This is a genomic window from Streptomyces sp. NPDC003697, assembly GCF_053587115.1.
The window spans coordinates 1-12,332 of sequence record NZ_JBSFNN010000052.1 but is presented as its reverse complement, the minus strand read 5'-3'; the positions used below and the strand labels follow the sequence as shown (position 1 = coordinate 12,332).

At 71.7% G+C, this 12,332-nt stretch carries 9 protein-coding genes; 5 read left to right on the top strand and 4 right to left on the bottom strand.

The annotated features are described in order from the left end of the window. Nucleotides 1-3: 3 nt before the first annotated feature. From ACWDNY_RS20560 to panB, 3 genes are all read right to left on the bottom strand, one after another. Nucleotides 4-822 carry an ABC transporter permease gene (locus ACWDNY_RS20560; RefSeq protein WP_451647212.1) on the bottom strand — a complete coding sequence of 273 codons (819 nt, stop codon included), beginning with the start codon at nt 820-822 and terminating at the stop codon, nt 4-6. After that, complete coding sequence (locus ACWDNY_RS20555) at nt 819-1,844, bottom strand: ATP-binding cassette domain-containing protein (protein ID WP_451647211.1); 1,026 nt, start codon at nt 1,842-1,844, stop codon at nt 819-821. Before ACWDNY_RS20555 ends, ACWDNY_RS20560 begins: the two co-directional genes overlap by 4 nt. A gap of 226 nt (nt 1,845-2,070) precedes the next feature. Then, nucleotides 2,071-2,937: a 3-methyl-2-oxobutanoate hydroxymethyltransferase gene (panB, locus tag ACWDNY_RS20550; RefSeq protein WP_451647210.1), complete on the bottom strand. Its 867-nt coding sequence runs from the start codon at nt 2,935-2,937 to the stop codon at nt 2,071-2,073. Nucleotides 2,938-3,151: 214 nt separating this feature from the next. On the opposite strand from panB, the gene ACWDNY_RS20545 reads away from it, so the two are divergent. The 5 genes from ACWDNY_RS20545 (at nt 3,152) to ACWDNY_RS20525 (ending at nt 9,752) form a co-directional block, all read left to right on the top strand. Next, nucleotides 3,152-4,741, top strand: a complete 1,590-nt coding sequence (locus ACWDNY_RS20545; RefSeq protein WP_451647209.1) for a DHA2 family efflux MFS transporter permease subunit — start codon at nt 3,152-3,154, stop codon at nt 4,739-4,741. Nucleotides 4,742-4,816: 75 nt separating this feature from the next. Continuing rightward, nucleotides 4,817-5,437, top strand: a complete 621-nt coding sequence (locus ACWDNY_RS20540; RefSeq protein WP_451647208.1) for a TetR/AcrR family transcriptional regulator — start codon at nt 4,817-4,819, stop codon at nt 5,435-5,437. A gap of 181 nt (nt 5,438-5,618) precedes the next feature. Continuing rightward, nucleotides 5,619-6,674: an endonuclease/exonuclease/phosphatase family protein gene (locus tag ACWDNY_RS20535; protein WP_451647207.1), complete on the top strand. Its 1,056-nt coding sequence runs from the start codon at nt 5,619-5,621 to the stop codon at nt 6,672-6,674. A gap of 88 nt (nt 6,675-6,762) precedes the next feature. Beyond that, complete coding sequence (locus ACWDNY_RS20530; RefSeq protein WP_451647206.1) at nt 6,763-7,977, top strand: MFS transporter; 1,215 nt, start codon at nt 6,763-6,765, stop codon at nt 7,975-7,977. A gap of 212 nt (nt 7,978-8,189) precedes the next feature. Then, a complete protein-coding gene (locus tag ACWDNY_RS20525; RefSeq protein ID WP_451647205.1) occupies nt 8,190-9,752 on the top strand; it encodes a hypothetical protein in 1,563 nt (520 codons plus the stop codon). A 396-nt stretch (nt 9,753-10,148) separates the two neighbouring features. On the opposite strand, the gene ACWDNY_RS20520 is transcribed toward ACWDNY_RS20525, so the two are convergent. Next, nucleotides 10,149-12,188, bottom strand: coding sequence for an NAD(+) synthase (locus ACWDNY_RS20520; RefSeq protein WP_451647245.1), 2,040 nt, complete (start codon nt 12,186-12,188; stop codon nt 10,149-10,151). Nucleotides 12,189-12,332: the final 144 nt, after the last annotated feature.

Below are 12,332 nucleotides of genomic sequence, written 5' to 3'. Positions count from 1 at the left end.
GGGTCAGCTCTTCGTACGGAACTTGTGGATGGCGACCGGTGCCATCACCGCCGTGAGCAGCACCGACCAGCCGAGCGTCACCCACAGGTCGTGCGCGATCGGGCCGCCGATCATGAGCCCACGGGCGGTGTCCGCCAGGGAGGACAGCGGGTTGTAGTCGGTGAAGGCCCGCAGCCAGCCGGGCATCGAGTCGGTCGGCGCGAAGATGGACGAGCCGAACTGCAGCGGCATCAGGACAAGGAAGCCCATCGCCTGCACCGACTGGGCGTTCTTCATCACCACGCCGAGGGTGAGGAACACCCACATCAGCGCGGAGCCGAACACGGCGGACAGCCCCACGGAGGCGAGCAGGCCGGGCCAGTCGGTGATGTCGAATCCGACCAGGAGGGCGACGACCATCAGGACCGCGGTGGCCACCAGCATCCGCATCAGCTCCACCACGATCTTGGCGACCAGCACGGAGCCGCGTCCGATCGGCAGGGAGCGGAAGCGGTCCATGACACCGGAGTTGAAGTCCTGGTTGAACCCGGTGCCCACCCCCTGGGCCATGTTCATGCCCATCATGGCCATCAGGCCCGGCACGACGTACTGGACGTACTGGTCCTGGCCTCCGCCCATCGCCTTGCCGATGGATCCGCCGAAGACGTATACGAACAGCAGGGTGAAGATCACCGGGAACAGGATGGCGTCGAACATCGACTCCGGGTCCTGGCGGATCCACAGCAGGTTGCGGCGGATGAGGGCGCCGGTGTGCCGCAGATGGCCGCGCAGGGTGATGCGGGCGCCGGACCGGCCGTCCGGGGTCAGGGCGACGGCGTTCATACGGCGACCTCCTCGCGGTCGTCGGCCGGCCGGGGGTCCTGGGGCGCACTGGCGCGGTGACCGGTGAGGGACAGGAAGACCTCGTCCAGGCTGGGCAGTTCGGTGGAGATGGAAGCGATCGTGATGCCGCGCGCGGTGACCGCGCCGACCACGGCGGTCAGCTGCTCGTCACTGAGCACCGGCACCAGCAGCGATCCGCGGACGGTGTCGACGGTCGTACCGGCGAGCCCGATGACGCCGAGCTCGTCGAGCATCCGGGCGAGCGGGCGCAGCTCTCCCGGATCGGCCGGCCGGACCCGCAGCGTGCGGCCGCCGACCTTCGCCTTCAGCTCCTCGATGCCGCCGTTCGCGATGACCGTGCCGCGGTCGATCACGGTCAGCTCGGAGGCGAGCTGCTCGGCCTCCTCCATGTACTGGGTGGTGAGGAGCACCGTGACCCCTTCGCCGACCATGGCCTTGACCTCGTCCCAGACCTCGTTGCGGGTGCGGGGGTCGAGCCCCGTCGTCGGCTCGTCGAGGTAGAGCACGGCGGGCCGGCCGATCATCGAGGCGGCCAGGTCCAGCCGGCGCCGCATACCGCCGGAGTACGTGCCCGCGGGCCGCCGTGCGGCCTCGGTGAGCGAGAAGCGCTCCAGCAGCTCGTCGGTTCGGGCGCGAGCCTCCCGGCGGGGCAGGTCGAGCAGCCGGCCGATCATGTAGAGGTTCTCCCAGCCGGGGAGCTTCTCGTCGACGGAGGCGTACTGCCCCGTCAGCCCGATCACCCGGCGCAGTTGCCGGGGCTGCCGCAGCACGTCGTAGCCCGCGACGGTGGCCTCGCCGGCGTCGGGGCTCAGCAGGGTGGACAGGATCCGCACGAGGGTCGTCTTGCCGGCGCCGTTCGGCCCGAGCACACCCATCACGGTGCCCTCGCGCACGTCCAGGTCGACACCGTCCAGTGCCCTGGTCCCGCCGTAGTGCTTGACCAGCCCCCGTACGGTCACGGCGCTCCTCGCGCCGCTGGGGATGTCGTCGTTTCGCGTCATGCCCACGACGGTGCCAGCCGCGGCCGACAGACGGCCGACAGTCCGCCGACAGATCGCCGACAGCCCGCCTGCGAGCCCGGCGGTGGCGGTCTTCCCACCCCGTCCGGCTCCGAGGGGGTCACACCGGGGACGGCGACCCGGTGAAGTCGTCAGCGGCAAGGGGACAGCCCGCCGACGGGGGACGATCGGCGGGCTGTCCGTGGTGCGGCGATGGCTCGGCGCGGGCTCAGTGGACGGAGTGCTCCTCCAGCGGGAAGGTCCCGCCGACGACGTCCTCGGCGAACTCCTTCACCGCGTTGCCCATGACCTCGCGCAGGTTCGCGTACTTCTTCACGAACTTCGGCACCCGGCCGGCGGTGAGCCCCAGCATGTCGGTCCACACCAGCACCTGCGCGTCGGTCTGCGGCCCCGCCCCGATCCCCACGGTGGGGATGTGCAGCACGCGGGTCACCTCGGCGGCCAGCTCGGCGGGAACCAGCTCCAGCACGACGGCGAAGGCGCCCGCGTCCTGCACGGCCTTGGCGTCGCGGAGCAGCTGCGCGGCCGCCTCCTCGCCGCGGCCCTGCACGCGGTAGCCCATGGCGTTGACGGACTGCGGGGTCAGGCCGATGTGCGCCATGACCGGGATGCCGGACTCCACGAGCAGCCGGATCTGCTCGTGCGAGCGCTCTCCGCCCTCCAGCTTGACGGCGCCGACACCCGCCTCCTTCACCAGCCGGGTGGCCGAGCGCAGCGCCTGCACCGGACCCTCCTGGTAGGAGCCGAAGGGCAGGTCGGCGACGATCAGGGCGCGGCCGGTGCCGCGGACGACCGCGGCGGACAGCACGGCCATCTCGTCGAGGGTGACGGGGACGGTGGTCTCGTAGCCGAGGTGGCAGTTGCCGGCGGAGTCGCCGACCAGGATCACCGGGATGCCGGCCTCGTCGAAGACGGAGGCGGTCATCGCGTCGTACGCGGTGAGCATGGGCCACTTCTCGCCGCGCTCCTTGGCGGCGGCGATGTCGCGGACGGTGATGCGGCGCGTGCCCTTGCCCCCGTACAGCGCCTTGCTGCCGTCGGAGGGCGTGTTCCGGGCAGCCGAAAGCTGCGTCATTGCAACGCTCCTTCAGTCATCTCGAGGCGCCCTGACGGCGTCCCCGGATCCCCTCCATGGTGGCATCCCGTGCCCCGGAGGACCAGAGGACCCCCGTGTGTGGCCCGGCCCCCCGCGGTACACGGCCTGCGCCCGCCTCCACGCACCGTAAGAGCTCGGTAAAACTCTGCGATACGAGACGGTCTCGTATCGCAAGTCCTCTAGAGTCGAACGCATGACTACTCCCGCTGCCCCCGCCTCACGGATCCCCGAGGCGGTGCACCGCCGCCGGTGGGCGATCCTCGGCGTCCTGATGCTCAGCCTGCTGATCGTGGTGCTCGACAACTCGATCCTGAACGTCGCCATCAAGACGATCTCGACGCCCGCCCCGACCGGACTGGGCGCCACGCAGGGCGAGCTGGAGTGGGCGATCAACTCCTACACGCTCGTCTTCGCGGGCCTGCTGTTCACCGCCGGCATCATCGGTGACCGGGTGGGCCGCAAGAAGGTGCTGCTCGCCGGCCTGGTCGTCTTCGGCCTCGGCTCCGCGCTGGCTGCCGAGTCCGGCTCGCCGGCGCAGCTGATCGCCTTCCGGGCCGTGATGGCGCTCGGCGCCGCCTTCGTCATGCCGGCCACCCTCGCCGTCCTCATGAACGTCTTCGAGCGCGAGGAACAGCCCAAGGCCATAGGCATCTGGGCCGGCGGCGTCGGCCTCGGCATCGCGATAGGCCCGATCACCGGCGGCGCGCTGCTGGACCACTTCTGGTGGGGCTCGGTCTTCCTGATCAACGTGCCGATCGTGGTCCTCGCCCTGGCGCTGATGCTCTGGCTGGTGCCGGACTCGCGGGACCCGAAGCCGGGCCGCGTCGACCCGGTCGGCGTCGTCCTGTCCGTCGCCGGCCTGGTCCTGCTCGTCTACGGCATCATCAAGGGCGGTGAGCTGGCCGACTTCACGGACACCACTGTGCTCGGCACCATCGTCGCAGGCCTGGTCGTCCTCGCCGCCTTCGTGGTGTTCGAGAAGCGCAGCGACCACCCCTCCCTGGACGTCGGCTACTTCAAGAACAAGGTCTTCTCCGCCGCGATGAGCGCCATCGCGCTGGTGTTCTTCGCGCTGATGGGCGTGACCTTCTTCGGCGTCTTCTACACCCAGAGCGTGCGGGGTTACTCGCCCCTGGAGTCCGGCGTGCTGATGCTGCCGCTGGCCGCCGCCCAGATGATCTTCGCGCCGCGCGCCCGGCTGCTCGTGGACCGCTTCGGCAACAAGGCCACCACCACGGCCGGCCTGGTGCTGCTCGCGGCCACGCTGGCGGCATTCGCCGGCTTCGAGGCCGACACACCGATCTGGCAGCTGGAGGTCGTCTTCTTCCTCATGGGCACCGGCATGGCGCACATCATGACGCCGACCAGCGTGGTCATCATGCAGGCCCTGCCCCGCGAGAAGGCCGGTTCGGCCTCCGCGCTCAGCAACACCTTCCGTCAGGTCGGCGGCGCCCTCGGCATCGCCGTTCTCGGTTCGGTCCTCTCTGCGTCGTACCGCAGCGGCATCGAGGACAAGCTCGGCCTGCTGCCGGCCGGCCTGCGGGACGCGGCGGGCGAGTCCATCGAGGCCACCCTGGGCGTCGCCGCGAAGCTGGGCCCGCGCGGCGAGGCTCTCGTCGGCCCGGCCGACGACGCCTTCCTGCACGCGATGCACGTCACCGCGTTGTGCGGGTCCGCGGTCGCCGTGCTCGGTGCGATCGTGGTGGCCGTGTTCCTGCCGGGCAGGGGGGCGGCACCCCGGCGTGACAAGGAGGAGCGGAAACTGGTCACCACGGCCGAGTAGCCCCTCACGGGGGGCGGTGTCACCGGGGGGCCGGACAGGCAGAATCTCCCTGGATGACGAAAGGACGGACCACACGTGAGCCTCCCCGACAGTCGGACCGCTGCCCAGGCCCCCGTCAGGGGACGCCCCCGCAGTGAGGCGGTGGAGCGTGCCATCGTCGAGGGCGTGATGAAGCTGCTGGAGGAGGGCGTCCCGCTGGCCGAACTCTCCATCGAGCGCATCGCCCGCACCGCGGGCGTCGGCAAGGCCACGATCTACCGCCGCTGGAGCGGCAAGGAGGAACTCTTCGTCGACGTGGTGCGCGCCGCCGAACCGCCGGAACCCGTCCTGCCGGGCACCTCGGTGCGCGACGACCTCGTCGCCCTGCTCGAACAGCTGCGCAGGCGCGGCCTGATGAGCCGCTCCTCGGCCATCCTGCACAACGTCTACGCGCAGATGAAGAGCAGCCCGAAGATCTGGTGCGCGTACCACACCACCGTCGTCGAGCCCCGGCGCAGGCTGCAGATCGAAGTCCTGCGCCGGTGGCAGCGGGACGGCGCACTGCGGACCGACATCGATGTCGAACTGCTGAACGACCTCGTCTTCGGCCCCATGCTGGTCCGCTCCGTGATGCGCCCCGACGCCGACCTGCCCGAGAGCCTGCCGGAACAGATCGTCGACACCGTCCTCGAGGGACTACGGCCCGTCAGTTCCTGAGCGGAACATGCGCGTTTCGTCACAGACGGCCTCTCGGCGCGCCCGGCCGGAACTGCCCTCGCCGGCTTGTTCGTCCCAGTGATCGTACGGCCGTCATGGGACGGCGGAACGGAGCCGATCATCCCCTAGGGTCGTAGCCACGGGGGCGAACGGTGTGCACGGCAGGCAGTGAGGCGACAGAATGGCGCAGCAGGCGTACATGGCGGAGACGGACGACGGCGGCTCGGGTCCCGAGCACCGGCACTCCCGGCTTCGGCACCTGTGGGACCGCCTCCTGACCGGCTGGCGCGGCGACCCGCGCGTCTGGCGCCGCGGGCTGGTCCTCGCGGCGCTGGCGGTGGTCCTCGCGCTGGTGATGCTGCTGCACTCGCACATCCCCAACCTCGTCGGCAACCTCGGCAGCCTGACGGAGACCTTCCTGCCGTGGCTGGGACTGCTCGTCCCCGTCCTCCTGATCCTCGCCCTGGCGCGCAAGTCGGCGACGGCGCTGCTGGCGGCGGCCCTGCCCGCGATCGTCTGGTTGAACCTGTTCGGCGGTCTGTTCACCGACAAGGCGAGCACCGGCGGCGACCTGACCGTGGCCACGCACAACGTCAACGCCGAGAACCCGGACCCGTCCGGCACCGCCCGGGACGTGGCCGCCTCCGGTGCCGAGGTGCTGGCCCTGGAGGAGCTGAAGGCGTCCGCCGTCCCGGTCTACGAGCAGGCGCTGAAGCCGGTGTACCCGTACCACGCGGTGGTGGGCACGGTCGGCCTGTGGAGCAAGTACCCGCTCAGCGACGTGCGGGCCGTCGACATCAGGCTGGGCTGGAAGCGCGCGATGCGCGCCACGGCGGCCACCCCCGAGGGACCCGTCGCGGTGTACGTCGCCCACATGCCGTCGGTGCGCGTGAAGGTCAAGGCCGGGTTCACCGCCCACCAGCGCGACAAGAGCGCCGACGCGCTGGGCGAGGCGATCGCCGACGAGGCGCTGCCCCGGGTGGTCCTGCTGGGTGACCTGAACGGCACCATGAACGACCGTGCGCTCAACGCCGTGACGTCACAGATGCGTTCCACCCAGGGGGCCGCCGGCGACGGCTTCGGCTTCAGCTGGCCCGCCTCGTTCCCGATGGCGCGGATCGACCAGATCATGGTCAGGGGCGTGGAGCCGGAGAGTTCCTGGTCGCTGCCGCGCACGGGCAGCGACCACCTCCCGGTGGCGGCGCGCGTCAGGGTCGGTTCGGCAACCGTCTCGTAACCCGGCGGAATACTGGGCCTGGGAGTATTTGTTCCGCACTGAAACATAGGAAGTACGGACCTCCGCTCCCGAAAGGCCAACACCCCTCATGCCTCTGGCCCTGCTAGCCCTCGCCGTGGGTGCCTTCGGCATCGGCACGACCGAGTTCGTCATGATGGGCCTGCTGCCCGACGTCGCGGACGACCTGCGCATATCGATCCCCACCGCCGGCCATCTGGTGTCCGCCTACGCGTTGGGTGTCGTCATCGGCGCGCCGCTGCTGGCCGCGGTCACCGCCCGCATGTCCCGCCGCACGGTGCTGATCGGCCTCATGGCCCTCTTCGTCGTCGGCAACGCGCTGTCCGCGTTCGCCCCCGGCTACGAGTCCCTGCTCGCCGCCCGCTTCCTCAGCGGCCTGCCGCACGGCGCCTTCTTCGGCGTCGGCGCGGTGGTGGCCACCACCATGGTGGCGCCCGAACGCAAGGCCCGGTCCGTCTCCCTGATGTTCCTCGGCCTGACCGTCGCCAACGTCGCGGGCGTCCCGGTCGCCACCCTCATCGGCCAGCACCTGGGCTGGCGGGCCACCTTCCTCGCCGTGAGCGCGATCGGCATAGCGGCGGTGGCGTCGCTGGCGCTGCTCATCCCCCAGGACCACACGCACACCCCCGCCACCGGCCTGCGCGGCGAACTGGCCGCCCTGCGCTCCCTGCCCGTCTGGCTGGCCCTGGGCACGACCGTGGCCGGCTTCGGCGCCCTGTTCTCCGCCTACAGCTACATCACCCCGATGCTCACCGACGCCGCCGGCTACGCCGACGCCAGCGTGACGCTGCTGCTGGCCCTGTTCGGCGTGGGCGCGACGGCGGGCAACCTGCTGGGCGGCCGCCTGGCCGACCACTCGCTGCGCGGCACCCTCTTCGGCGGCCTGACGTCCCTCGCCGTCGTCCTGGCGCTGTTCCCGCTCCTGATGCGCACCGAGGCCACGGCGGCTCTGGCGGTCACACTCCTCGGCACGGCCGCCTTCGTCACCGGCTCCCCGCTGCAGCTGATGGTCATGGAGAAGGCCGCGGCAGCACCCTCCCTCGCGTCCTCGGCGAACCAGGCCGCCTTCAACCTGGCCAACGCCGGCGGCGCCTGGATCGGCGGCCTCGCCCTGGCCGCGGGCCTCGGCGCGACGTCCCCCGCGCTCACGGGCGCGGCGCTGGCGGTACTGGGCCTGGGCGTCGCGGGCGCGGCCCACGTGGTCGACCGCCGCTACGAGGCCGTCCACGAAGGCCGCGTGGTCGCCGCGCACGTGCCTGAGCAGACGGGGGCGCTGCGCCGCTGAGGGGCGGCGCGCCTCGTGACCGGCAGGGGTCCGCACGCACGGCTCGGAAACCCTTGCCGGGTACGGATCTGCCGGCACTCGCCTCAGGTCCGGCGGCACCTCGGGGCCAGGGGCGTGCCCGGCGGGATCCGCCCGGGCAGGCCCCTGCGCACAAGCGGCGGCGTGACAGTACCGATGCGTGGACGTGATGTCCTCTTGGCAGGGTGATGCCGGTGGACATACGAGAGGGAACCGACTGCCGCCACGAGCCGGGACGGAACAGGGCCGGCGGCCCGGCAGGGCCGCTCCGGGCGGCCGTCGGGCCGCTCCTTGTCCTGGTCGCGGTGCTGGCCGGCCTCGCGGGCTGCGCGCCCTCTTCCGGGCCCGAACTCGTCGTGCCACCGGTGTTCTACGTCTCGCGCGACCCCCACAGCGCCGACCAGCTGCAGGTCGGGGAGAAGGGGGCAGCCCGCGTCACGGTCACCTTCGACGCCAGGGACTTGGAGGGCGTCGCGGTCATCAGGACGGCGATGGACGCCTGCCCGGCCCATCCGCCGGTCTTCCGCTGCGAGGGACAGGACGACGCCTCCCGGACGGGGATCCGCCAGTCCTTCCGGCTGAGTCCCGCGCGGGGCGCCAAGGCGGGTGACTCGGCCCTGCTGCGCTATCGGGTGGCCTCACCCGGCCGGCCCGCCGTCACCGGAAGCTCCCGCATCGTCGTCGGCAGGCCAAAGCTGGTGGTCGAGGCACACCCCGACCGGCACGACGTCGACCCGGGCGGCACCCTCGCCGTCTCACTGACCCTGCGCAACACCGGTGACGTACCCGCCCGCGGTGTCGCGCTCTTCATGAACACGCGGGACGGCCTGGCGCCGGCCGGGAAGCACAGCAACTGCCGTTACCGCGACCCCACATCGACGTGGTGCCGCCTCCCGGCCGCCGATGTCGTCATCCCCCCTGGCGCGTCCTACCGCCTCGGCGCGCGGGAAGTCCTCAGGGCCGGCCGTGACGCCACCTACCCCACTGTCTCGTTCCAGGCCGCCGCCCTCGGCACCGACTACGTACCTCCCGACGTGCTGGCGTCGCAGTACAGCCGGGGCGACGGAGCCGCGCTCCGTCTGGTGCCCGCCGAGGACCGGGGAGCGGGGACTGCCGGCGAGAGCTCGGCCGAACTGAAGGTGTCGGTGCGCAACGAGAGCGACCTGGTCGCCGTGGCCGGCACCGCCAGAGGACCCGTCGGCAGCCGTGCCACGGTACGCGTCGGCGTGCGCAACGACGGCCCCGGCGCGCTGCCCGCCCCGGTGCGGGTCGAGTTCACGGTGCCGTCGGGCACCACCGTCGTGGCCGCCCCCTACGAGTTCGAGCGGGACGAGGAACTGATCGACCAGGAGTGCCGCGCTCTCGCCGCGGACGGCACGCCCCTGGCCGCTCCGTCCGCGAAACAGCCGAGGGCTCGCCGGTACGTGTGCACGGCGAGTAGCGCGGCGGTGGGAGCCACGAAGACCTTCCCCTTCACCCTCCGCATCGACAGGGACGGCCCCCACCACGGGGGACGGGTCACCGTCTTGGACGTCACGGCCGGCCACGCCGGTCACGACCCCGAGTCCGCCAACGACACCGCCCAGGTGGCCGTGGCGGTCTGGCCCGGCCCCTCCTGGGCCACTCCCGGCCACTACGTGGCGGCGGCGATCGTCCTCGCGGTACTCCTCCTCGTCGCGGCCCTGGTCCGGTGGCGCCGGAAGCGTCCGCACGGACCCGACGGGCCCGCCGTCCCGGCCCGAGGAAGCGGAAGCTGAGGGCCGTCCCGCAATCCCCGGCGGGCGCACGACGACAGCTACGGCACCTCGCCGCGTTGCCGGATCGCCCGAATACGCCCGGTATCAGGACAACCCTCCGCTTTGCGGTGCACCGCATCCGACGCCGCGCGCTGATTCACCGCGGATCACGGGACAGCCCTCGGTCCGGCGCCCAGGGCAGTTGCTTCGCGCGGCACTGTGGGGGTGTGCGGAGGGCACGGCGGGGGCCGCATGCCGCTTACTTCGAGGGGGCTCTGCGGAGAAGCATGCCGAGTCGATCGAGCTGTGGTCTCCGAACATCCCGCCCGGGCCGGTTTCGTCGCCTCGCTCAAGGGGTGAGCGGCGGAGCCCGTTCCGCGCATCGGGCGCCGCCGCCGAGGCCCAGGGAGTTCGTCCTCATGCCTCCGGGATGTCGAACCGGGCCAGGTCCCGCAGCCAGGCACGCGCGTTGCCGTCGGACGGGGCGCGCCAGTCGCCGCGTGGGGAGAGGGAGCCGCCGGCCGAGACCTTCGGGCCGTTCGGCATCGCCGAGCGCTTGAACTGCGCGAATCCGAAGAAGCGGCGGCAGAAGACCTCCAGCCAGCGCCGGATCTCCGGCAGGTCGTACGCCACCCGCTTGGCCTGCGGGAAGTTCGGCGGCCAGTCGCCGGCGCCCGCGTCGTGCCAGGCGTGCCAGGCCAGGAAGGCGATCTTCGACGGCCGGAAGCCGTAGCGCAGCACGTGGAAGAGGGTGAAGTCGTGCAGCGCGTACGGGCCGATCTTCGACTCCGTCGACTGCATCTCCTCGCCCGGCACCAGCTCCGGGCTGATCTCGGTGTCGAGGATCGCGGCGAGCGTCCGGCTGGTCTCCTCGCCGAACTGGCCACTGCTGATGACCCAACGGATCAGATGCTGGATCAGCGTCTTCGGTACGCCGGCGTTGACGTTGTAGTGGCTCATCTGGTCGCCGACTCCGTACGTGGACCAGCCGAGCGCCAGCTCCGAGAGGTCACCGGTGCCGAGCACGATGCCGCCGCGCTGGTTGGCCAGCCGGAACAGGTAGTCGGTGCGCAGACCCGCCTGCACGTTCTCGAAGGTGACGTCGTACACCGGTTCCCCGGACGCGAACGGGTGGCCCATCTCCTTCAGCATCAGCCGCGCGGTGGGCGTGATGTCCAGCTCGGCGGCGGTGACACCGAGCGATTCCATCAGCTTGTGGGCGTTGCTCTTGGTGTGGTCGCTGGTGGCGAAGCCGGGGAGGGTCCAGGCCAGGATGTCGCTGCGCGGGCGGCCCGCGCGGTCCATCGCCCGGGCGGCGACGATCAGCGCGTGCGTGGAGTCCAGGCCGCCGGACACCCCGATGACCACCTTCGGGCCGCCGATCGCCGCGAGCCGCTGCTGAAGGCCCTCGACCTGGATGTTGTACGCCTCGTAGCAGTCCTGGGCGAGGCGGTCGGCGTCGGCCGGCACGAACGGGAAACGCTCCAGGCGACGGCGCAGGCCCAGGTCGGTGAGGGGCGGGTCGAGTTCGAAGGCGACCGTCCGGAAGTCGTCGGTGCGCGCCTTGTGCGTACGGCGGTTGTCGTCGAACGTGCCCATCCGCTGCCGCTCCTGCCGCAGCAGGTCGAGGTCCACGTCGGCCACCGCGTAGCTGTCGCCGAGCGGGAACCGCTCGGTCTCCGCCAGCAGCACGCCGTTCTCGTAGACCATCGCCTGGCCGTCCCAGGACAGGTCGGTGGTCGACTCGCCGAGACCGGCCGCCGCGTAGACGTAGGCGGCGAGGCAGCGGGAGGACGCCGAGCGGCACAGCAGCTTGCGGTCCTCGGCCCGGCCGACCGTGATCGGGCTGCCCGAGAGGTTGACCAGGACGGTCGCGCCGGCGAGGGCCGCCTCCGCGCTGGGCGGCACCGGCACCCACATGTCCTCGCAGATCTCGGCGTGCAGCACCAGACCGGGCACGTCCCCGGCCGCGAACAGCAGATCCACGCCGAACGGCACGGTCTCGCCGCCGAGCCGGATCGAACCGCCGCGCTCGTCGGCGCCGTCCCCGATCTGCCGGCGCTCGTAGAACTCCCGGTAGTTCGGCGGGTACGACTTGGGAACGACACCGAGGATCCGGCCGCGGTGCACGATCACCGCGCAGTTGTAGACCCGGTTGCGGCGGCGCAGCGGGGCGCCGACGACCAGCACCGGCAGCAGATCCGCCGATCCCGCCACCACCTCCTGGAGCGCCTCCTCGACCTGGTCGAGCAGCGCGTCCTGGAGCAGCAGGTCCTCGATGGAGTAGCCGCTCAGCACCATTTCCGGGAAGACGGCGACCGCGACGCCCTCCTCGGCGCTCCGGCGTGCGTGACGCAGGACCGCTTCGGCGTTGGCGTGCGGGTCCGCGATGACGGTGTGACCCGTGGCCGCGGCGACCCGCGCGAAGCCGTGCTGGTAGATCGACTTGAAGTTCAGCGGAGGCACGCGCCCAGTGTAATCGTCAGAGCGACGCGATAAGGGTGAGGGGGTGTGTGCCGTGCAGGGGAACGAAGGGGGCGTGGGGGGGGGGCCCCCCCCCCCCCCCCCCCCCGGGCCGGGGGCCAATTACGCCCGGTCTAA